24 protein-coding genes are annotated in these 23068 nt (G+C 37.4%); 19 read left to right on the plus strand and 5 right to left on the minus strand.

Annotation, left to right across the window (positions count from 1 at the left end):
• The first annotated feature begins 376 nt into the window (after positions 1 to 376).
• The 6 genes from H4J76_RS13375 to H4J76_RS13400 are packed head-to-tail and all read left to right on the plus strand — an operon-like array spanning position 377 to position 5099.
• Positions 377 to 1036 carry a response regulator gene (locus H4J76_RS13375; RefSeq protein WP_182215775.1) on the plus strand — a complete coding sequence of 220 codons (660 nt, stop codon included), beginning with the start codon at positions 377 to 379 and terminating at the stop codon, positions 1034 to 1036.
• Positions 1036 to 2451 carry an ATP-binding protein gene (locus H4J76_RS13380; RefSeq protein ID WP_182215776.1) on the plus strand — a complete coding sequence of 472 codons (1416 nt, stop codon included), beginning with the start codon at positions 1036 to 1038 and terminating at the stop codon, positions 2449 to 2451. Before H4J76_RS13375 ends, H4J76_RS13380 begins: the two co-directional genes overlap by 1 nt.
• Positions 2452 to 2483: 32 nt before the next feature.
• The gene (locus H4J76_RS13385; protein ID WP_182215869.1) at positions 2484 to 2858 is read left to right on the plus strand and encodes a cupredoxin domain-containing protein; all 375 of its coding nucleotides are present in this window, start codon (positions 2484 to 2486) and stop codon (positions 2856 to 2858) included.
• Positions 2858 to 3655: a hypothetical protein gene (locus H4J76_RS13390; RefSeq protein WP_182215778.1), complete on the plus strand. Its 798-nt coding sequence runs from the start codon at positions 2858 to 2860 to the stop codon at positions 3653 to 3655. The genes H4J76_RS13385 and H4J76_RS13390 overlap by 1 nt, the downstream gene beginning before the upstream one ends.
• The gene (locus H4J76_RS13395; RefSeq protein ID WP_182215780.1) at positions 3652 to 4356 is read left to right on the plus strand and encodes a hypothetical protein; all 705 of its coding nucleotides are present in this window, start codon (positions 3652 to 3654) and stop codon (positions 4354 to 4356) included. The genes H4J76_RS13390 and H4J76_RS13395 overlap by 4 nt, the downstream gene beginning before the upstream one ends.
• Entirely contained in the window at positions 4356 to 5099 is a 744-nt protein-coding gene (locus tag H4J76_RS13400) for a DUF1461 domain-containing protein (protein ID WP_182215782.1), read from the plus strand. The genes H4J76_RS13395 and H4J76_RS13400 overlap by 1 nt, the downstream gene beginning before the upstream one ends.
• A 206-nt stretch (positions 5100 to 5305) precedes the next feature.
• Here H4J76_RS13400 and H4J76_RS13405 read toward each other — a convergent pair whose 3' ends face one another.
• From H4J76_RS13405 to H4J76_RS13425, 5 genes are all read right to left on the minus strand, one after another.
• The gene (locus H4J76_RS13405) at positions 5306 to 5707 is read right to left on the minus strand and encodes a lysozyme inhibitor LprI family protein (RefSeq protein ID WP_182215784.1); all 402 of its coding nucleotides are present in this window, start codon (positions 5705 to 5707) and stop codon (positions 5306 to 5308) included.
• 71 nt (positions 5708 to 5778) lie between these two features.
• A complete protein-coding gene (locus tag H4J76_RS13410; protein ID WP_182215786.1) occupies positions 5779 to 6081 on the minus strand; it encodes a YciI family protein in 303 nt (100 codons plus the stop codon).
• 42 nt (positions 6082 to 6123) lie between these two features.
• Positions 6124 to 6690: a septation protein A gene (locus H4J76_RS13415; protein ID WP_182230802.1), complete on the minus strand. Its 567-nt coding sequence runs from the start codon at positions 6688 to 6690 to the stop codon at positions 6124 to 6126.
• A gap of 166 nt (positions 6691 to 6856) precedes the next feature.
• Positions 6857 to 8089 (minus strand): Xaa-Pro peptidase family protein, encoded by a 1233-nt coding sequence (locus H4J76_RS13420; RefSeq protein ID WP_182215871.1) that lies wholly within the window; start codon positions 8087 to 8089, stop codon positions 6857 to 6859.
• A gap of 131 nt (positions 8090 to 8220) precedes the next feature.
• On the minus strand, positions 8221 to 9048 hold the full coding sequence (locus H4J76_RS13425; protein ID WP_182215789.1) for a tetratricopeptide repeat protein: 828 nt from the start codon (positions 9046 to 9048) through the stop codon (positions 8221 to 8223).
• A 220-nt stretch (positions 9049 to 9268) separates the two neighbouring features.
• On the opposite strand from H4J76_RS13425, the gene H4J76_RS13430 reads away from it, so the two are divergent.
• From H4J76_RS13430 to H4J76_RS20210, 13 genes are all read left to right on the plus strand, one after another.
• Positions 9269 to 9544, plus strand: a complete 276-nt coding sequence (locus H4J76_RS13430; protein ID WP_182215791.1) for a lipid asymmetry maintenance protein MlaB — start codon at positions 9269 to 9271, stop codon at positions 9542 to 9544.
• A 78-nt stretch (positions 9545 to 9622) separates the two neighbouring features.
• The gene (locus H4J76_RS13435) at positions 9623 to 9985 is read left to right on the plus strand and encodes a response regulator (RefSeq protein ID WP_070373857.1); all 363 of its coding nucleotides are present in this window, start codon (positions 9623 to 9625) and stop codon (positions 9983 to 9985) included.
• Positions 9986 to 9990: 5 nt separating this feature from the next.
• Positions 9991 to 12111, plus strand: coding sequence for a chemotaxis protein CheA (locus H4J76_RS13440; RefSeq protein WP_182215793.1), 2121 nt, complete (start codon positions 9991 to 9993; stop codon positions 12109 to 12111).
• Positions 12111 to 12635, plus strand: coding sequence for a chemotaxis protein CheW (locus H4J76_RS13445; RefSeq protein ID WP_182215795.1), 525 nt, complete (start codon positions 12111 to 12113; stop codon positions 12633 to 12635). Before H4J76_RS13440 ends, H4J76_RS13445 begins: the two co-directional genes overlap by 1 nt.
• A 15-nt stretch (positions 12636 to 12650) precedes the next feature.
• A complete protein-coding gene (locus H4J76_RS13450) occupies positions 12651 to 13139 on the plus strand; it encodes a chemotaxis protein CheW (RefSeq protein WP_182215796.1) in 489 nt (162 codons plus the stop codon).
• Positions 13140 to 13206: 67 nt separating this feature from the next.
• Positions 13207 to 15900, plus strand: coding sequence for a methyl-accepting chemotaxis protein (locus H4J76_RS20195; RefSeq protein WP_310733737.1), 2694 nt, complete (start codon positions 13207 to 13209; stop codon positions 15898 to 15900).
• 12 nt (positions 15901 to 15912) lie between these two features.
• Positions 15913 to 16758 (plus strand): protein-glutamate O-methyltransferase CheR, encoded by an 846-nt coding sequence (locus H4J76_RS13460; RefSeq protein ID WP_182215798.1) that lies wholly within the window; start codon positions 15913 to 15915, stop codon positions 16756 to 16758.
• Between the two features lie 28 nt (positions 16759 to 16786).
• Complete coding sequence (cheD, locus tag H4J76_RS13465; protein ID WP_182215800.1) at positions 16787 to 17452, plus strand: chemoreceptor glutamine deamidase CheD; 666 nt, start codon at positions 16787 to 16789, stop codon at positions 17450 to 17452.
• Between the two features lie 270 nt (positions 17453 to 17722).
• Positions 17723 to 18808, plus strand: coding sequence for a chemotaxis response regulator protein-glutamate methylesterase (locus tag H4J76_RS13470; RefSeq protein WP_182230803.1), 1086 nt, complete (start codon positions 17723 to 17725; stop codon positions 18806 to 18808).
• The gene (locus H4J76_RS20200) at positions 18798 to 19997 is read left to right on the plus strand and encodes a methyl-accepting chemotaxis protein (protein WP_182215804.1); all 1200 of its coding nucleotides are present in this window, start codon (positions 18798 to 18800) and stop codon (positions 19995 to 19997) included. The genes H4J76_RS13470 and H4J76_RS20200 overlap by 11 nt, the downstream gene beginning before the upstream one ends.
• A gap of 22 nt (positions 19998 to 20019) precedes the next feature.
• Positions 20020 to 20328, plus strand: a complete 309-nt coding sequence (locus H4J76_RS13480; protein WP_182215806.1) for an STAS domain-containing protein — start codon at positions 20020 to 20022, stop codon at positions 20326 to 20328.
• Between the two features lie 9 nt (positions 20329 to 20337).
• Complete coding sequence (locus tag H4J76_RS20205) at positions 20338 to 22065, plus strand: SpoIIE family protein phosphatase (protein ID WP_310733516.1); 1728 nt, start codon at positions 20338 to 20340, stop codon at positions 22063 to 22065.
• 43 nt (positions 22066 to 22108) lie between these two features.
• The gene (locus H4J76_RS20210) at positions 22109 to 23032 is read left to right on the plus strand and encodes a diguanylate cyclase (protein WP_182215808.1); all 924 of its coding nucleotides are present in this window, start codon (positions 22109 to 22111) and stop codon (positions 23030 to 23032) included.
• The last annotated feature ends 36 nt before the right edge of the window (positions 23033 to 23068 follow it).

Raw genomic sequence — 23068 nt, forward strand, 5'->3', positions numbered from 1 at the left:
GATACCACTAGTATTTGTTGGCCCAATGCTATGCTAGGGGATTTTAGCGATAAACAATTGTTAGCTCTTAAGCTTTCCTTAATAAAAGTTTGTTATTTTCATTCACTGAATATTTAAGGTAAATATCCCCCTATGAATAAACAGGTCATTTGATGAATAACCGCTATTAACGTTCATTTTTTTATGGCGAATATTTCTGTAATAACCGACAATAACTTTGAGATAAAACACCTTGAGTCGTTCATACCTATGGCATTGTTAAGTCTTATCTTCACTGTTGATGGTTTTCGACCGTCAAGTATTAATAACCGGCCTTGGAAAAGGCTAGATAATATAAAAACCGTTAATAGTCATTTTAAATTGTTATAGGAAAAATATGCGCATATTGTTAGTTGAAGACGATATCCCCCTGGCTTTGGGATTGCAGCAGTCACTTCGTCATGAAGGCTTTGTTGTTAACCATGTTGATAATGGTAAAACGGCAATTTCAGCATTGTCTGTGTCAGATCAAGACTTAGTTATTCTTGATCTGGGTTTACCTGATATTGACGGATTGGAAGTGCTAAAGCGTACTCGTGATCGTAAGCTAGGTATTCCTGTTATTATTTTAACCGCAAGAGACGCGCTTGAAGATAAAGTTAAAGGCTTAGATTTTGGTGCAGATGATTACCTGGTAAAGCCTTTTGAAATTAGCGAATTGTTAGCACGCCTTCGCGTGATTGAACGGCGTTTAGGCACGGCAAAGTCGGCATTGATTATTTGCTCAGACGTGGCAATTGATACCGCAGCACATAAAATCCTTATTAAAGATGAAGAATTAAAAACGTCAAAAAAAGAGTACATGGTATTAAAAGCATTGATGGAAAATGCCGGTCGAATCCAATCTCGGGAACAAATTGAATCGCGTTTATATGAATGGGGAGAAGAAGTGGCCAGTAATGCTGTTGAGGTACATATACACAACTTAAGAAAAAAATTGCCAGAACAATTTATAAAAACAGTCAGAGGCGTTGGTTATACGGTTAATAAAACCTAATGTCGATTCGTCGCTACTTAGTCCTTATTTTACTATCCATCATCACTTTGATGACATTTTTTGCTGCCATACAGGGCTATAAAGCCAGTATGGAACAAGCAACTAGCTTATTTGATGAGCAATTAGTTATTGTCGGTAAAACCTTGTTAGCGACCTCTGCGACTCTTTCTGACAAGGGTGCCGAAAATCGATTAAGTGCAGCAACAGTGGTCCCTTCTAACCATATTGCTTATCAAGTCTTTAGCAATAATACTTTATTACTACGCACAGATAATGCTCCTGAACAGTCAATTACTGAGTTACCTGCAGGGTTTACGGACCTTAATTTTATTGGACAGCGTTGGCGAGTATATATAGAAACATCAACAAACGAACAGGCGCAAAGAAGTCAATTAAGAGTGCTGGTTGCCCAACCGCTTGAACAAAGATTTTCACTGGCTGAACAAGTTATATTATCTGCTGTGACTCCTATTATTTTAGTTATCCCTTTGATTGCCTTGTTTATTTTTATGGCGATTCGTCAAGGCTTAAAACCGTTAACTGTTTTGCGCCGAGAATTGTCAGAAAAGAAAATTAATGACTTATCAAAGCTTTCTAGTGAGACATCAACAAAAGAACTACAACCGGTTATTCAGACACTAAATCTGTTATTTGAACGCTTGTCGGCAGCTTTTTCAAGGGAACGTTATTTTGCTTCTGACGCCGCTCATGAATTAAGAACGCCGTTAAGTGTGCTCAAAATTAATGTTCACAATTTACAAATAACCCAAAGTGAAAACCTTGACAGCACCGGGCAGGCTTCGTTAATGCAATTAGGTCAAAGTGTTGACCGAATGGCTCATGTTGTCGATCAAATATTAACGTTAAATCGTACTAATCCTGATCAACTCACCATGGCAGTCACTAAGCTTGAATTACAAGGATTGTTGCAACAAGTGATCAGCGACTTATACCCTGAAATATTGCAGCATCAGCATGATATTTCGTTAGAAAGTGAAGCCACAATTATTTATGCTAATGAATTTGCTTTATTGACCTTAGTGAAAAATTTAATTGGTAATGCCTGTAAATATACTCCTAAAGGCGGGCATATTTTGGTAAAAACGTTGATTGATGAAGACAGTTTCACCCTGATTGTTGAAGATTCTGGCCCCGGTATTGACTCCAGCGAATACCAGCGAGTTTTCGATCGTTTTTATCGTGTGGGTGGAGATAGCCATCACTCTACTGTGGTAGGATGTGGCTTAGGTTTAGCGATTGTTCAGCATATTGTTAAATTACATCATGCGAGTATTATTTTAGCAAAATCGACGAAATTAGGTGGCCTTAGCGTGTCAGTAAGGTTTCCACAAAAGACTCAAGCGATTGACTTACATTTACATCAGTTTGAACAAGAATGGGAGGACAATAAGTGAAAGCACCTGCTATTTTTATAAAAAAAACCAGCATTATTAGCCTCTTTATCTCTTTAATCTTTAGCCCAAGTGTCTGGGCTGAACGAGCTGAGTATGTCGTAGAATTGAAAGATCATTTGTTTTTTCCTGCGGTTATAAAAATTCCACCAAACAAAAAAGTTAAACTTGTTATTTATAATCGAGATACAACCCCTGAAGAGTTTGACAGTTTTGACTTAAATCGAGAAAAGGTTATTTTCCCCCATAAAAGAGCGGTGATTTTTATTGGTCCATTACCCGAGGGAAAATATAACTTTTTTGGTGAGTTTAATCCTAATAGTGCCAAAGGGACCATTATCGTTACCCCGTTGCCTGAGCGTAAAAAAGCAAGTAAAGCTACTGTTCAAAACATAACAGGAGGTGCTTAATGTTAATTAATACCGTGCTTTTGTTTTTGAGTAACAGTTTAGTTATTTTTATGGTGTTAGCCTTGTTGTTATCGATTAAAAATAAGTTTCAACTCTGTGGTCTTACCCTTATAAGTGGTGCGCTATTGGGTATTTTGTTTATGTTACTACTTTGGATTTATATCGATGTGATCAGCCAAATGTTTGATGATACCGGGCTTGAATGGTTCTATGCGAGTATACATGTTCTTGTATATATTCTAATTTTACATTTTATTCATCGCTCCCATATCAGCGTTAGTACCGCCAATAACAGTCAGCTATCTTGGTATGCTGGCGCAATACTCGCGTTAGTTATTATGCTACAGGGTACTAACTTCCTCATTTACTTTATTGGATATTGGTCGCAAACCGATATGGTTAATTCACTTTTTATTGGCGTTGTTTTAGGAACAGGAATTTGTATTAGTATCAGTATACTATTGTACTTTTTTTGCTTGTTTCTCAATGAGCGTTTGTATGGTCGAAGCACCGAAATTATTTTTGTTTTCTTTGCTTGTGGTTTATTTAATAAAACCAGCGATTTATTACTACAAATTGATTTTTTACCCAGTAGTCGTATGATTTTTGATGTTAATTTTATTGTTAGAGAAAAGTCTGAATTAGGACATTTTTTGAAAGCTTTATTTGGTTACGATGCAAGCCCAACCCTATTACAAATTGGACTTTATCTTTGCGCTTTATTTATCGCACTTTATTGGTGTCAGTTTCCCCAAAAACTTTGGCGGATCCCTCGCTTTAAGCAGGTTGTATCATGAAAAAAATATTTTATGTTTTAACGTTACTCTTGTACAACCTTTACAGCGTTATTGCTTTTGCTGATGGGGTAGTGGTGGATAAAGTGTATCATCCGTACGTGTTACCCAATGAAAAAGAAGTTGAATGGCGGTTACTGTCTCACCAAACGGAAAAGACCAATGACTTAGCGCAGCGCTTTGCCTACGGGCAGTCTGTACTTGACAACCTGATGGTAGAGTTTTATATCGTTGGCGAACGCGATATTGATGGAAATTTTGGTTTATCTGCTTACGAAATAGAAACCCGTTGGATGCTAACGGAGCAAGGTCAGTATTGGGCGGATTGGGGCATGCTTTTTGAATTTGAAAAAGAACATAATAAAGACAGTTGGGAAGTGACTTCAGGCTTGCTGTTTGAGAAAGAAATAGGGCGGACCAGTTTAAGTATTAATGCATTTTTGATTTACGAGTGGGGAAATGACATTAAAAATGAAATAGAAATGGAGTTTCGCGCTCAGTATCGTTATCGCTGGCTACCGCAATTTCAACCCGCAATTGAGTTATATTCAGGTGAAGATTATGTCGGTATTGGTCCAGCTTTCATGGGAATTCAACGCTTTGACCGACAAAAGCAGTTGAAATGGGAACTCGCCTTTATCACTGGACTGAATGGCGAAAGCAAAGATCATATTTTGCGCGCGGCTATTGAGTTTGAATTTTAATGAACCGCATTTTACCACTAAATAGACGCCACTCAGCGACCTTCTTATGGCTATGTTGTTGTTGTTTCTTATTGCTTTTTTCGCTGGGGCTAAGTTGGCAAGTCAATAAAAGTGTTAATTTTTTTTATAAGTTTTGGTACTCACCATTAAATATTGAACAAACGATAAAAACTTATGCACCACAGAATACACAAGGTAAACAGGACTTTGCCCAGACAAGTCGTGAGCAACATTTACAAAGCTTTAACGAAATAGTTGATGAAATTCATAATAACGGCGAGGGTCTGGCAAGGTTAAGTTATCTCAATAACGATAACCAGCGTCGCGCTTTACTGACCAAACCTGAGGTCGTACATTTACAAGATGTCAGTGTTTTAATTAACCAATTACGTACAATATCAGTGATTAATGTCTTATTACTACTGATTACGATTGCTGGTGTATCTCGTTTCAAACAGCCAAAGCCAGCTAAAAAAGAGCGCTATATGGCGGTAATTATTCCCACTTTTTTATTTATAGCTGTGTTTTCACTGTTTGGTTTTACCGATGTCTTTTACTATCTGCATACGGTGGTCTTTCCTGATAATCATCAATGGTTTTTTTATTATCAAGAGTCATTAATGAGTAGCCTAATGAAAGCACCCGACTTATTTGCTGCAATAGCATTGTCGCTCAGTGTTATCGCAGCGGGGATTTATATGTTAATTTATCGATTATTAATGACAAAAATCTTTAGCAGCTAATCGTGTTCGTCGGTGCGTTGACAGGTTATATATGGAATAAATGATGATGAGCATTGAAGTGAATTGTTTGAAAGTCAGTAACTAAAAGCAAGTTTTGGCGAGCATAAAATCATCAATGTTCAGACGATTACCGCTGGTGGTAAGGCGGGTTATATTTCAGCCAAGCAACTGTTTATATAACAGTGTACTGGGCTGAAATAGTAGTACTAGGGGTTAATTGATTCTAATTCTTTAATACGGCTTTGACTCACTAAAATATAACACTTCTTGTAGGCAGAAGCCGCACCCGTTCCCGGTGAAATAGCAAGGTACTGCCATCGACAGTCATTTTCTCTAAAGGTAATAAAATTACGTTGTGAGCGTTTAAACATGTTTAATGCCGCTTTTCTTCCGGTTACAGAGGCAAACTCTTCAAGGATGAACACTTGATTGTTTATCCATGTTTGTAACTCTCTATCTACCGCTTGTTTAACTATGTCTAGACAGCCTGATAAGCCTGAGGTTGTTTTTTGGGTCAGCTCACATTCATCAATAGACTTTTTTGCGTAGCTAACATTGGATAAAAAACAAAGGGCTAAGGTTAAACAATAGAAAGAAGTTTTGCTCATGATACTTTTCATTATATTTATAAGTTTATAGTTAATCATCGGATCATAGGTAAAGTAATAATAGCTCAACTTTATGCGGGTAGTACTTTTTTATAAGGTTTTACGGTCACTTTTTTATAAACACCCGCGCCAATATAAGGGTCTTTATCTGCCCATACTTGGGCTTGCGTTAAACTATCAAATTCAGCAACGATAAGCGAACCTGTAAAGCCTGCATCACCAGGGTTTTCATTATCGATTGCGGGACAAGGACCTGCCATTAATAATCGCCCTTGGTCTTGTAATTCTCGTAAACGTGCTAAATGTTGCTCACGTACTGACATTCTTAAAGCTAAACTATTTTCTACGTCTTCTGAATAAATAAGATAAAACATGTCGTTTCCATAAAGTTTGAGGATTATATATAGGTTAAGTGATTACTTTTTTTCTTCAATTGGTCTGTCACTTTCTTCATCATCATCGGGTAAATGTTTTGATAATAATAAAATTGAGGCGATTGAAAAAACAAACATTAAGCCGGTTAAACCGAATACTTTAAAGTTGACCCAAGTGTCTTGGTCAAAATTAAAAGCGACGTATAAATTTAATATCGCGCAAAATGTGAAAAAGAGCGCCCAAGCTAAGTTTAATTTACGCCAAATATTCTCAGGTAAAGTTAATGACTCATCGAGGAAGTCTTTGATGATGTTTTTATTAAAAATCTTATCACTGACCATAAGTGCGATTGCAAACAATAAATTGATGATGGTGACTTTCCATTTGAGAAAAGTATCGTCATGTAAAAATATTGTTAGCCCACCAAACACCGCAATAAGGACAAAAAATATTAAGGTACGTTTAGGGATGGGTTCTTTTTTGTAAATATAGTAAATTATTTGCGCGGCGCCAAGGATAATTAAAGCGCCAGTTGCCCAATATATATCAACAAATTTATAAACAATAAAAAAAACAACGAGGGGGAGATATTCAAACAGAGCGTGCATAGTATTAAATCTCCAACCAACCTTCGTTTATAAGTGAGTTAATTCTACTCAATGCTTAAGCATTAGCCAAACAATTATTTGGCTAATGTGAACTAATAACGTGAAATACAAGCGAAAACGTTACAAATTATTAACTGAAAGGATTAACTTTTTTAATTAAAATTAACTAACCCTTCATTAATCCGAACGGGTCATCGATAGAATATGATGGTTCAGTAAACCATTTTGCTCCATGCTCACTCATATAAAAATGATCTTCTAGGCGAACACCAAATTCGTCTGGCACCACTAACATCGGTTCATTAGAGAAACACATACCTACCGACAAGGGGGTTTTATCACTGCGAACTAGATAAGGCCATTCATGAATATCTAAACCTATGCCGTGGCCGGTTCTGTGGGGACAACCCGGTGTTTGATAATCAGGTCCCATTGCTTGGCTGGCTAAATAATCGCGAGCGGCAATATCAACATCACCACAAGGTACGCCAAGTATTGCTGCGTTAAATGCACTTGCTTGGGCATTTTTTTCAATCAACCACATTTGACGCTGACGTGGGTTAGCTTCACCAAAAACATAGGTTCTGGTGATATCTGAATTGTATCCTTCTAACTGACAACCGGTATCAATAAGCACTATATCGTTAATGTCTAAAGTTTTTGGGTTTTTTACCCCGTGTGGAAAAGATGAATCTTCACCAAAGAGCACAATACAAAAGTAAGATCCTGCAGCGGCGCCAACCTTTATGTGGGCTTGATTGATAAAGTCAGTAACTTCTTGCGTACTGATCCCCTGATATAATATTTTAGCGACGGCTTGATGTACTGCCATCGTCATATTTTTAGCCTGTTGTAGCAACGCTATTTCAGCTAACGATTTTTCACTACGACAACCAGCCGTAATTGCTTTTGCATTGATCAGTTGGTAATTGTTTGGGCTACTGTCGGCACATTGTTTAATACCATCAGCAATGAAGAATGCGGTTGACTCGTCAAGCGCAATATTGCCTGAGTCAATCCCCATATTTTTTAAGGTTTCAATAAATAATTGATAAGGATTTTCATGTTCTTGCCAACCATTAACTTTACCTTTAATGGTCATATACTGACGTAAGGTATTGACCTCAAAGAAGGGGGTAATGTATTGAATTTCGCCTTGCTGTGGGATTATTGCCCCAACCATACGTTCACTGGCATACCATTTTGTGCCCGTAAAATAATAGAGGTTAGTGCCAGCATCTAAGTAAGTTGCCTCAATATTATTATCTTTCATTAATTGCTGAGCTTTAGCGATACGTAACTGAAACTCGTTTGAAGAAATAGGCTCAACATCGCCGGTCATATTGTTAAGTTTGGCTAGCTCTGTTTGTGCATCAGAGCCTCCTACACCTATAGTCATTTTTTGTGTCATTAGCGTCCCAAAAGTAATGTATATTATTTCGTTATTATGACATGAATTGTTTATTTTATACAATATACATTGCTAAAGTGGCTATTTTTACATGTTATAAAAGCCAAGTTATCGCGCTATTAATATTTAAGGAATATTGGGTCTGCTGATAGATTAAGTGCCTGTAAGTAAAGCTCAGGGTTATTGTCTTGAAAAAACTTTACCCGAGCAACCGCTTGCGGTAGATCTTGATTTGCCGCATGAATAAGCCAGGCAAGTCCAAGGCCATGATCTTCTTCTGTGCCTTCAGCTAAGAAAAAAGCACGGCCCATCGCGCCCATCGCTTTTGCATGACCAAGCTTTGCCGCTTGTTCAAACAATTGAAACGCTTGTTCAACATCGCCAGACTGTCTTTTTATGAGAGCTTTATCAAACAAGTCGTTATCACTTTCGCTTAAGGGCGAAGTCGTTATGTCGGGCTCATTATTTAACTCATTTTGCCGTTGCTGTTTAAAGGGGTCATCAACAGCTTTGTTATGGTGAGTTTCTAAGTATAAGTCTTCAATAAGCTCGCTGTTTTCATCTTCGTCGTCTGAAAAAATATCTTTAATGTCTATGTCTTTTCTTTTTTCAGTTAACAAACAACTCATCACTGCATCATAGCGACTATTAAGTTGCTCTATGGTTTGTTGTTGTTTACTGATTTGTTTTTTGTAATAGCTTGCATCTTCAGTTAATTGTTTGATATGAGCATTTTGTTGGTCAAGATGTTTTTGATGAGACTGCTTTAAGTTATCAATGTTTGATTGATTAGCGAGATCAATTCTTAATTGTTGGCTATGACTATATTTTTCGAATCGCTCTAATACACCTTGAACACTCTGCTCGTAGTTAGTTTTCATTTTTTCAAACCAACGAAATATTTGGCTGGGCACTTTTTGATTATCTTCTGGCATAGCTGTTCTCAAAACATATCCTTTTTTTAACCATAATAATTGTAAACAGGGAAAGCAATATATTCATTACGAAAGCTCACTTTATTTATGTTTATTTAAAAAAAAAGCAATAAATTTATGCTAAACACCTAAAAAATGGCGGGTTTCTATTAAAATAAACTTGCAGTTAATTTTTTATGGTTTATCTTTATTGCTAAGAATTCTATTTTTATACGAATTTATAAGGGATTAAATGTTCATATTACCGGCTCTGCTAACCATTGCTCAAGTGGATGACTGTAAAAATCAGTTACTCGATGAAATTGCTAAAAATGATGTTATAACTTTTGACGACAGCGCTGTTACCCATATAGATACCGTTGGTGTGCAATTATTATTAGCGGCGGTAACCTACATCGCAGCACAAAATAAAGTACTCAATTGGAATTCTACCTCCCGTGTTATTCAAGAAAGCGTTAAGCAATTAGGGCTTAATGAAGCCATTTTAAATCAATATCTAAATGCTTAGAATCAATTTTTTAGTGAGATATCCTCTAAATATTATTAAGCTTTTGCTGTTTATATTTACCTTAAAAAGGAAATACCTATGACCAAAATTTTGGTTGTTGATGATTCTAACTCTATTCGCGATATGGTTAGTTTTACATTAAAAAGTGCCGGTTATGAAACCGTTGAAGCAAGAGACGGACAAGAAGGTTTGAGCAAAGCTCAGGGTGGGGCGTTTGACTTAGTGATCTCTGACGTAAATATGCCGATTATGGATGGTATTACTTTATGCGAAGAGTTACGTAAGTTACCCCCTTTTAAGTTTACTCCTATTTTGATGCTAACGACCGAAAGTTCTGGTGATATGAAAATGCGTGGCAAAGCAGCTGGTGCTACCGGATGGTTAGTTAAACCTTTTAATCCTGAAAAATTATTAGCAACCATTAAACGGGTTGTTAGGTAGCTATTATGAGCGTAGATCTCACACAGTTTATTCCAAGCTTTTTAGAAGAAAGTTTTGAAGGTCTCGAATTAATGGAGTCGAGCTTGCTAAATTTAGAGCAAGGTGATGATGAAACGATTAATTCAATATTTCGTGCTGCCCATTCCATTAAAGGAGGTGCTGGTACTTTTGGCTTTAATCATGTCACAGAGTTCACCCACTTGGTTGAAACACTTCTTGATGAAATGCGTGATGGCAGGCGTAATATTGAACAAGATGACGTTGAATTATTATTAGAGTCTGTTGACTGTATGCGCTTGTTAATTGAGGCAATAAGAGATGAACAAGAGTGTGATAGTGAAAAAATAGCTGAAAACTCAACGCGCTTAGAGGAAACATTAGCCTCAAGTGGCAATGGGAATACTGAAGCACTACTTATAAATGTTGATGACACCACAGACAATAACAATGATATAACAAGGTGGCAGATAAAATTTATACCAGAGCATCATTTAGTGCAAACCGGTAATGATCCTCTACTCCTCTTTAATGCCTTGGCTGATTTAGGAGAAATTTCTTTAGTGGCTGATGCTAAAGACCTACCAGCATTAAGTGATATTGATGCCGAAGAACTCTATTTAAGTTGGCAGTTAACATTGTGCTCAAATGCCAGTGAAGCGGATATAAAAGAAGTCTTTGAATGGGTTGAAGATGAATGTGAATTAATTATTACCAAAGAAGATCACATCCCAGAAGTCAACGTTGAAGAGGTGATTGAAGCCAATACCCTTGACGAGTCAAGCCAAGATGAAGCGGCTAATATAACAACGCCAATCGAAGACAGCTTTCCTGAGCCTACGCCAAAAAACACCCCAGATAAGCCGGCAGGTAAGTCTAAAAATGATCTCGGCTCTATTCGAGTCGGTGTTGATAAAGTTGACAGTTTAATTAACCTGGTTGGTGAATTAGTAATTACTCAATCTATGCTGTCTGAGTTAGGCAATGATTTTGACTTATCAAAAGTTGAGCGCCTAAATGCGGGGTTGGAGCAGTTACTGCAAAATACTAAAGAATTACAAGAAAGTGTTATGCGAATTCGCATGCTACCGATTAGTTTCGTTTTTAATCGTTTTCCAAGGTTAGTACATGACCTGTCTAAAAAAACAGGAAAAGAAATTGAGCTTATTCTTAAAGGTGAGCAAACAGAACTCGATAAAACTGTTATGGAACAAATTGGCGATCCGCTGGTACATTTAGTGCGTAATGCCGTTGATCATGGTATTGAGTCTGCACAAGTTAGACTCGCTAATGGTAAGCCTGAAAAGGGTTCTATTGTGCTTAATGCCTTTCATCAAGGTGGCAGTATTTGTATTGAAATTAGTGATGATGGTGGCGGCATTGACCGCCAAGCTGTTTTTAATAAGGCACTTGAAAAAGGCCTCGTTGATGAAAAAACCACCTTGTCTGATAGCCAAGTTTTTGATTTACTTTTTGAACCTGGATTTTCTACTGCTAAAGAAGTCAGTGATATTTCTGGTCGTGGCGTCGGTATGGATGTGGTAAAAAAGAATATTCAATCATTAGGTGGACGAATACAAGTCGAGTCTGAACAAGGCAAGGGGAGTACCTTTCGGGTAAACCTACCCCTTACCTTAGCGATACTTGATGGTCAGTTAGTTCGGGTGGGTAAGGAAGTTTATATCATTCCTTTAATTACTATTGTTGAATCTCTGCAGCCACAAAAAGAGCTTATTAATCGTGTTTCAGGTGACATGCTGCTTTATCGACTCAGGGAAGATAATGTACCGGTTATCCCTATTTATCAGTTATTTAATATTCCTTGTGAATTTGAACATATCGAAAGTTGTTTGTTGGTTGTGGTTGAAGCAGACGGACAAAAAATTGGTTTAATGGTTGATGATTTACTTGCCCAGCAGCAAGTCGTCATTAAGAGCTTAAATGATAATTATCAACAAGTTCAAGGTGTCTCAGGAGCCACTATTTTGGGTGACGGTTCTGTGGCTATGATTCTTGATGTACCAGGTATTATTGAAATGGCGTTAACAAAAGCACAAATAAATCAACACCACCAGTCAAGTGTTCAATCTCAAATTACCCAGTCAATATCGACAGGAGTGAACACTTAATGGATATTCAAATGTTAGCAGCAGAGGTGCCAGTTGAGGGAGAGTATTCCTTAGAGGGCATCGACTTTATAACCAGTGGTGACCAATACCTCACTTTTTTATTAGCCGATGAACAATATGCGGTTGATATTTTATGTGTCGAAGAAATACGTAGTTGGGAAAACCCAACCCGCATCCCTAATTCACCTTGTTATATTAAAGGGGTTATAAATATGCGCGGTATTATTGTACCGATAGTTGATCTACGAATGAAATTTAATATCGGTAGTGCTATTTATTGTGAAACAACGGTAGTGATTGTTTTAACTGTGGAAACCGAAGACAAAACGCGCACTATAGGTTTTGTGGTTGACGCCGTCTCAGATGTGCTCAATGTAGAAGCTAGCGATATAAAACCTGCCCCAGCATTTGGTGGCTATGTACCACAAAATTACTTACAAGGTTTAGTAAATGTTGGCGAAAATGTTGTCATTTTACTCAATGTTAACGTTTTACAAGAAATTGAAAAACATCAGTTAATATAAATAAAGGAAGATACCATGGAACAAGAGCAAGAATATCTCACCTTTATGTTAAATGGCGAAGAGTATGGTGTTGATATTTTATGCGTACAAGAAATACGCGTGTGGAGTTCAGTTACTGAGTTACCGAACAAGCCAAATTATATCAAAGGGGTCATTAACTTACGTGGCATTATTGTACCTATCATAGATTTACGCCAACGTTTTGGTCAACAACCGCTCGTATATAATGAGCAAACAGTGACCATTATTTTACGAAAGCCAAATAGTCAAAAAAACATGGTAGTCGGTATTGTGGTCGACGCCGTGTCAGAAGTGTACAAGTTTGACAAAAAATCAATACGGGTCCCTCCTACTTTTGGTAATAAAATAGATCGTTGTTTTTTACAGGGCTTAGTGTCAATTGACGACAGGCTTATTATTTTACTTGATAGTCATAGTTTATTAGATCAGGACGAACTCTACGACGTAGACAATCACCTAAAAAGTTCACAGCAAAACACATAGAAAGCAGCGTTAATTGTTGATAGTTATTGAATAAACGACAATCTCAATAAATAAGAGCATTAATATAATGACAGGTAAACAGATCAATTTAGTTCAGCAAAGTTGGCAAAAAATACTGACACTTTCACCCAATGTTGGCGATTTGTTTTATCAACAATTATTTGTATTACGACCGGAATTAGCAGCATTATTAAAAAATGATAAGCAAGATAAAATCCGGGCTAATAAAGACTTTATCTGTTTATTAAGCCATGAAATAAATTTATTACAGCCAATTGAACTGACTAAAGAAAAAATTAATACATCAGTCACTATTAATGATGTTAAAAATTATCAAGCAGATGTTGAAAATGCCTTGTTGCTAGCATTAACAATGATACTAGATAAAGAGTTAAAAATTGCGCTCAAAAGAGCTTGGATCTCGACAATTAAACGTTTAGTAGGAAGCATTGTTATTGAGTTAGTGCTTAATTCTATAAAAATAAAAGATAACATTCAATCGATAGGGAAGAATACTACCATGGGTAAAGATACCGAAATTTCAGTTGAGCAGGCTAAAGAATTGCAATTTGCAGACATGTTAGCTCAGATAGAAGCACTGAATAAAGTTCAAGCGCTAATTGAGTTTAATATGGACGGTACTATTATTACCGCCAATGAAAACTTCTTATCGACCTTAGGTTATAGCTTAGAAGAAGTGCAAGGTAAGCATCACAGTATGTTTGTCGAACATAGTTTTAAAATAAGTGAAGAATATCAAAATTTTTGGGAAAGCTTGAATCGTGGTGAGTTTGAATCAAAAACTTATAAACGCATTGCTAAAGGCGGCAGAGAAGTTTGGATACAGGCGTCTTATACCCCTATTCTTAATACAGAGGGTGTTCCTTATAAAGTGATGAAATTTGCAACGGACATTACTGAACAAAAATTAGCCAACGCAAACTTTTTAGGTCAGATCGAAGCGATAAGTAAAGCGCAAGCTGTGATTGAATTTAATATGGACGGCACAATTATCACCGCGAATGAAAACTTTTTATCAACGCTCGGCTATACCCTAGAAGAAGTAAAAGGCCAGCATCACAGCATGTTTATTGAGCCAGAGCTCAAAGGGAGTGTTGAATATAAACTCTTTTGGGAAAGCTTAAATCGCGGTGAATACGACTCAAAAGAATATAAACGCATCGGTAAAGGTGGTAAAGAAGTTTGGATACAAGCTTCTTACAATCCTATATTAGACTTAAATGATAAACCTTTTAAAGTGGTGAAATTCGCCTCAGATGTCACCAAACAAAAATTAATAAGTGCTGATTATTCTGGACAAATTGCCGCGATAAGCAAATCTCAAGCGGTGATTGAATTTAATATGGACGGTACTATTATTACCGCCAATGACAATTTTTTATCGGCGTTAGGTTATACACTTAGTGAAATACAGGGGCAACACCATAGCTTATTTGTTGAGCCTGCTCATAAGTCGACTATTGAATATCAACAATTTTGGCAAAAACTGAATCGCGGTGAATTCGACAGTGGCGAATATTTACGCATAGGCAAAGGCGGAAAAGAAGTTTGGATTCAAGCGTCTTACAACCCTATTTTAGATTTAAATGGCAAGACCATGAAAGTCGTTAAATATGCCGCAGATATCACCGGAAGAAAGCAAGCTATTGCTCAAATTAAAGAAACGTTAATGACCTTATCCGACGGTGATTTAACGCAATACATTGAAACAGAGTTGGTAGGTGAATTTAATATTATTGGCACTTCTATTAATGAATTTATTGATGTATTGAGTAATATGGTTGGTGATATTCGCAGCGCGTCAACCAATGTTTTTGATTCGGCTCGTGAACTTGCTGAAGGAAACAATGAACTTAGCCACAGAACAGAATCTCAAGCCTCTAGCCTTGAAGAAACAGCTTCTGCTATGGAAGAACTAACCAGTACTGTGCAGCAAAATGCAGAGAATGCATCTGAAGCGAGTAAGTTGTCAGCTTCGGTCATGGACAAAGCAACTAATGGTGGCGCAGTAGTAAAAAATGCTATCACGGCGATGAGTGATATTAATAAGTCGAGTAAAAAAATAGCTGACATTATTAGTGTTATTGATGAAATTGCCTTTCAAACCAACTTGTTGGCCTTAAATGCTGCAGTTGAAGCGGCAAGAGCGGGTGAACAAGGTCGTGGTTTTGCGGTGGTTGCTGCAGAAGTTCGCAACTTAGCGCAACGTTCAGCCGGTGCCGCTAAAGAGATTAAAGGTTTAATAAACGACAGTGTTGAAGCGGTAGGTCAAGGGACTAAGTTAGTTGATGAAACCGGTCAAACTTTTACTGAATTGGTTAATGCTATTGAAGAAGTCAGTAAAATGATCAGCGATATTGACAGTGCGGGTAAAGAGCAATCGGCCGGTATTGGCGAAGTCAGTGCAGCCGTTAGCCAAATGGACGAAATGACTCAACAAAATGCTGCATTAGTCGAAGAAGCGGCAGCGTCGAGTAAGTCAATGGAAGAACAGTCACAAGCACTCCTTGATCAAGTTGCCTTCTTTAATAATGGCGAAGATGATGAACAAGAGATTCAAACCCCCGTTCGTCGCTCACAACAAACAAGTAGAAGACCAGCAAGTAGACAGCCTGCAAGTAGACAGCCTGCAAGTAGACAACCAACAAGAGCCGCGAGCAGACAACCAACCAGACCAGCGCCCAGAGCAAGGGTGACTAGAACCAAAACTGAATCTGATCAAGAGTGGGAAGAGTTCTAGGGCATACTATTAATGACAGAGCGTGATAAAGCGTTTCAATTAAGTGGCGATAACTTTGATTATCTTTGTCAATTTGTTTATGACACAGCTGGTATTGTACTCAATGCCAGTAAAAAAGAGATGGTGTACCGTCGTCTTACTCGTATTATTCGTGAGCGTAAACTTCCCTCCTTTACGGCTTATTGCAACTTATTAAAGGCAGATACAGAAAAAGAGCAAGATTACTTTATCAATGCGATTACCACGAATTTAACCAGTTTTTTTCGTGAGCAACATCATTTTGATTATATGACGCAAGATGAACTACCTAAGTTACTCGGTAATCGCCTATCGCATGATAAACGTCTGAGAATTTGGTCGTCTGCAAGCTCCACTGGAGAAGAACCTTACAGTATTGCTATTACGGTGCTCGAAGCAATGAAAAGCCAATTAAGTCAATGGGATGTAAAAATATTAGCAACAGATATTGACAGTAATGTGTTAGCTGTTGCTAAAGAAGGGACTTATGATGAACGCCGCATAGAAGATGTTCCCAGGAAGTTTAAGGAAAAATATTTTACCAAAGGCATTGGCATTAACGAAAGTAAAGTAAAGGTAGGTAAACAGTTACAAGCACTTATTACCTTTAAAAAATTGAATCTATTACATGAATGGCCAATGAAAGGGCCATTTGACATCATTTTTTGTCGAAATGTGATTATATATTTTGACAAAAAAACGCAGCAAGAATTATTTGCCCGGTATTATGAAATGTTAGCACCAGGCGGTTTGCTTATTTTAGGGCATAGTGAAAATTTAGGTCAATATCAACAACATTTTGAAAGTGTCGGACGTACCATTTTTAGAAAAGCATTTTAGCCGTTCTATAATAAGTGAACAAATAATCATGGTTTTAAATCGACAAGATAATATTTATGTTAAGCAATGCTTAAAACAATGTTTAGCAGAGTTTGCCCATATAAATCATTACTGGGATGCAAAAAGACAACAAGTTATCGCTAAAATTCTTCCGGGTGAGTTTTATATGACTCGAGAAAATGTTGCTATAGCGACCACGTTAGGGTCTTGTATTTCAGCCTGTATTTGGGATGAACATAGCGGAATAGGTGGCATGAATCATTTTATGCTACCGCTAACCGATAAAGAAGCCCATGAAGTTGATTGGGGACAACGTGGTATGGCATCTGATGCAACGCGTTATGGTAACTTTGCAATGGAACACCTCATTAATATGATATTGAAAAATGGTGGTCGAAAAGTAAATTTACGCGCTAAGGTATTTGGTGGCGGTAAAGTCTTAAAACATATGTCTGATATTGGCGAAAGAAATATTAGCTTTGTGATGAAATATCTTGCAGATGAAGGGATACCCGTTGAAGGTTCAGATTTAGGTTCTTTTTTTCCTCGCAAAATTTTGTTTGAACCGCTAAGTGGCCGAGCTTTTGTTAAAACGATTGATAATTTACATAATGATACTATTGCGCGCCGTGAAAGTGCTTACAGAAACCGTATAGACCAAACACCTGTAGAAGGTGATGTGGAATTATTTTAGTGATTATTAAAATCCATATAAACCAAGCACATGCTGAGCTTGTGACGTAGAATTATTTTATTGATAACAATTAACCAATGAAAGTGTTGAATATTAAAACCGTATAGACCAAACACCTGTAGAGGGTGATGTAGAATTATTTTAGCGATAATAATCAACCGATGAAAGTGTTGAATAGTAAAACCGTATAGACCAAACACCTGTAGAAGGTGAAGTAGAATTTTCTTAGCGCTATTTATTAGCCACTATCGAGCTTAGGATGTTATTTATATGAAGCCAATTAAAGTATTAATTATTGACGATTCCTCGGTTATCCGAGCGGTTGTTAATGAGGTTTTAAAAGATGATCCTGAAATTGAAGTAGTTGGCGAAGCTAAAGACCCTATGATCGCTCGAGAGCAAATCAAAAAGCTAAATCCTGACGTACTGACTTTAGATATTGAAATGCCAAAGATGGATGGTATTACCTTTTTGAAAAACTTAATGCGACTGCATCCTATGCCGGTAGTGATGCTATCAACATTAACGACTAAAGGGGCTGATATCACCCTACAAGCTTTAGAAATAGGAGCTGTTGATTTTATTGCAAAACCTAGTTTTGAAGCCTTGATTGCTAATAAGTCTACCTTTCAAGAGACTTTATTGAGAAAAATAAAATTTGCCGCAACGGTTGATAATAAAAATTTTCGACTTAACAGCACGTTATCAAAACCTCTAGCGACTGGTCTACTACCCTTTAAAGGTTGCCAGCGCTCGAATCATTTAGTGGCTATTGGCGCTTCAACAGGAGGCACTGAAGCAATTAAAGCGATTATTACCGCTTTGCCAAGTAATTCTCCAGCTGTGGTTATCACCTTACATATTCCAAAAACATTCAGTGCGAGATATGCACAACGGATGAACGAAATTTGTGCCGTTGATGTGCAAGAAGCAAGGCATGGCCAAAAGATTAAAGCGGGTAATGTTTATATTGCGCCAGGTAATCTTCATCTAAAAGTAGAAAGTAAAGGTGGAGCACTTTTTTGTATTTTAGAAGACTCACCTGATGTTAACCGCCACAAGCCTGCCGTTGACATTTTGTTTAATTCCTTACTACCACTTGCTAACAATGTTCAAGCGGTATTATTAACCGGCATGGGACAAGATGGAGCCAAAGGTTTATTAAATTTAAAAAATGCTGGCGCTATGACTATTATCCAAGATAAGGCAAGTAGTTTAATTTGGGGTATGCCAGGCAGTGCTCATGCATTAAATGCTCAGGTAAAAGAGTGCTCATTAGTTAATATACCTAAGGAAATTTTAGCTCATGCTGCACTGGCTCGACAGAGTAAAAAAGAGGTGTTTTATGAAAAATAAAGCCATGCTGTTATTAAAGACTGGGCTGGTGATTGTTGGCGTAATACTGATGGACCTTTTATTTTTTCAACTGAGTTACTTATCAATTACGCTGACATTATTACTGTCGTTTGTCTTGATTATCTTATATAAAAATAATCATGCTTTGCTAACATTATCTAGTGCAAGTGATGTTGAGGGGCGCAATGGGCTTAATGTAAACAACAATGAAAAAGAAATAAAAATAACCCTGACAAAAATTGTTAGCTTACTTAGCCAGCAAATAGCCATCGTTGATACAGAAGTTGACCGGGCCAGTATCTTAATTCAAGAGGCTACGACTGGGATTGCAGATAGTTTCAAGTCTTTAAAAAGCTTAACGGATGAACAACAAGTCATGCTTAATGTTGCTATTGGTAATCATCGAGGTGCTGTTGATGAAAACGGTACCACGATAGAGTCTTTTGTTCACGACTCCAGTGAGACTTTAGATGATTTTTTACAGGTGATTATGACCACTAGCAAGCAAAGTTTAGCCGCCGTGTCATTTAGCGATGAAATGAGTAAACAGCTCGACGGTATTTTTAGCTTATTGGGACAAGTAGAAAGTTTAGCGAGCCAAACTAATTTATTAGCCCTTAATGCCGCTATAGAAGCAGCGAGAGCCGGAGATGCCGGTAGAGGTTTTGCTGTAGTGGCCAATGAAGTCAGGGCGTTATCAGTTAATTCTACCGAGCTCAATGATAATATTCGTGAAGAAATATCATTGGCACAAATTATCATTGAAAAGCTAAGAAACTCAATTCAAGTTATGGCTTCAGCTGATATGACCGCAACACTTGAGGCTAAAAGTCGAGTCAGTCTTATGGTTGAGCATGTGGGTGAATCTTCTTCACAAACCAATGCCATTGTTGAAGAGCTTGCTGGATTATCACCAAAAATTGCTGAAACAGTCGCTACAGGCATTCGCTCGCTACAATTTGAAGACTTAACGTGTCAAGCCCTTGCAACCCTTAAACATAATACTGAAACTATTACGGCTCTCAATCAAGTTTTAATGGAATTTGAAATCAATAATAGTAATACTCCACAAGCATTACAAAAATTACAGCATCAATGTCAATCGCTTATCGAACAATCTCATCATCAAAATGAGCAGCGCAGCGTATCTCAGTCATCTATGGATGAGGGTGTTGTTGAGTTGTTTTAATTATAAATTATTAGGAACGACTATGAATGTTATAAAGCAAGTATCAGAAGATAAAAAAAATATAGAAATTAGTATTGAAGGTCGGTTTGATTTCTCACTGCATCAACACTTTCGAGATGCCTATATTAACTGTAAAGAAAAAAACTCGATGTTTACTATCTGTTTATCAAAAGCGACTTATATGGATAGCTCTGCTTTAGGCATGATTTTATTACTTAAAGATCATGCTGAAAACTATTCAGGAAAAGTTGTGATTAGTAAGCCAAGCGATTCAGTGAATAAAATTTTAGAAATCGCGCAATTTCACCGTTTACTCACCATAGAATTATAGGTTATAGCCGTGTTAGCTGGAAAAAATGATGTTAAATTAGCTTTAGTTGTTGACGACTCTGCCATGCAATGCAAAGTCTTAAGCGTCTTATTAAAAGAGCAAGGTTATCGTGTTTTTACAGCTAATGATGGTGCTCGTGGCGTGGCAATGTATGTTAAATATAAGCCTGACTTAGTGTTAATGGACATTAATATGCCCATTATGAACGGCTATGAAGCAGCAAGAGAAATTAAAAGTTTATCGCAAGATAATAGCTTGTGCCCACTGATTTTTATTACCAGTATGGATACAGATGAAGCCTTTATTGAGTGTGTTGATGCTGGCGGTGACGGTATATTGGTCAGGCCGTTTTCACCCAAAGTTTTTAAAGCTAAAATAAAGTCAATCCAACGAATCAGTGATTTATACGCACAAGTTAAGATTTTACAACAAGAACAACAAAAAGATGCCGAGCTTGCTGAACAGTTAATGTCGGGCGTTATTGAGGCAAGAAACTTCTCGCTTGACCGCATTGGCATTATTAAAAAACCCGCCGCGTTATTTAGTGGTGATATACAACTAACGGCTTTATCTCCTAATGGTGACGTTAATGTTATGTTGGGAGATTTTACTGGCCATGGACTGCGTTCATCTATTGGTGCTATTCCCTTAGCGGAAACCTTTAGAGCAATGACCAAAAAAGGTTTTTTGTTATTTGAAATTATTAATCAAATTAATCATCAACTTTATGATTTACTGCCTGCAGATTTATTTCTTGCGGCGGGGTTTGCCAGTATCTCTAGCCATGATAAATCTGTTTATGTTTTTAATGCGGGCTTACCCGATGCTTACTTGTTTTCTGAACAAGGAAAAATAAAACATCAAATATCGTCAAGTCACCCACCGATAGGTGTGCTTCCAAAGCTTTTACCCGATAGTAAATTAACCGTATTTGGTATTGAAGAAACCGATCGGATGATCTTAATCAGTGATGGTATTGTCGAGGCGAGAAATGAACACGGGGAAATGTTTGATTTTGACCGATTCGAACAGGCGGCAAAGCATGGCGTAATCACGCATAAGGTTAGTGAATGTGTGCTTAACGCGGTTAATGACTTTTGCCAAGCTATGCCACAAGAAGATGATATTTCATTGATTGACATTCCTTGCGGAGGTTGGGAGCACGTGCTGGTCGCCAGTCATGGCATTACCAATATTTCAGCTAAGCAACTTGACGATATCTATTTGGCAACAGAGCCAGCATGGCACTGGCAACTAACCTTAAGTGGTAAGCGCTTAGCCTCTATAAACCCAATTCCTATGGCTATGAATCAAATAAATGATATAGAAGGTCATGCAGAGCATTGGCAAAGTTTATACAGCATACTCACTGAGTTATTTATTAATTCACTTGACCATGGTGTCTTAGGCTTAAGCTCTAAGTTAAAAGCCAGTGCAGATGGTTTCTCTCAATATTATAAAGAACGAGAATTGCGTTTGAAAAATTTAGCGCATGGCTTTATCGAATTACAAATATGCCATTACCCCTTTCCAAATGGCGGTCGAATTATGATTAAAATACAAGATAGTGGGCAAGGATTTGATATAAAAAAATACTATGAGCAACGAGTGAACAAGCCAGCAAATAAACTCGAGCTTAGCGGTCGTGGTATTGAGTTAGTTGAGCAGCTGTGTGACAGCTTAGACTTCCAAGATAATGGTAATGTTGTCGAAGCATCATATGTTTGGGCATCGTAAACATCAATATTTTAATTTATGGCCCATGTAATAAGGCATTAATGTGAACATTTTAGTTGTGGATGATAATAAGTTTATCAGAGAAGTTGTTAGTGCGATGATCATTGACAGCGGCCATATTGCCGTCGTTGCTAATGGTCATGTGCAGGCGATGGCAGCATTAAAGAAAGAAAACATTGATTTAGTGCTTATGGATATAGAAATGCCCGAGGTTGACGGTTTTGCGCTAACAAAAATGATAAGAAAAGAATACCCCAAATGGTTCCCTATTATCTTTCTTAGCTCCAACGACAGCGAAGAGTATTTAACTCAAGGTATTGATGCGGGTGCTGACGATTACTTAACAAAGCCGATAAAACAAGTGATTTTGAGCGCAAAATTAAGAGCGATGGAACGTATTACCAAAATGAAAGGAGCGCTTGAACGCGCCAATAAACAACTAGAAATACTCAGTAGTATTGACCCGCTAACGCAGATACTTAACCGAAGAGGGTTAGAAGAAGTCCTCGCTAGTGCTTGGCAAATTAATGAGCGACAACAAGGGGAATTATCAATATTGATGATAGATATTGACTTTTTTAAGCCTTATAACGATAACTATGGTCACCCACAAGGCGATAAGTGTTTAGTTCAGGTTGCTAATACGCTTAATGAAACGCTTAATCGAGCCACTGACTCATTAGCTCGTTATGGGGGAGAGGAATTTATTGTTGTGTTGCCTTTTACGCCAGTCGAGGGCGCTAGATTTAAAGCAAAAGAATTAAGCTTAGCGCTATTAAGCCAAAAAATAAAACACGAATATTCATCAATATTTCCTTATGTGACGGTAAGTATTGGTATTGCAACAACAAGCGCTGCCGATCACGTATCCAATGCAAGTGAATTAATAAAACAAGCTGATATCGCTTTATATCAAGCAAAAGACCAAGGGCGTAATCGTTCTAGTGTTTTTCAAAAAAGTGCTTAACAACTGCCTTTACTAAGGTTGAAATCTCATAAAAAA

The sequence above is a fragment of the Colwellia sp. BRX9-1 genome (assembly GCF_014077195.1).
Lineage (GTDB): Bacteria > Pseudomonadota > Gammaproteobacteria > Enterobacterales > Alteromonadaceae > Colwellia_A.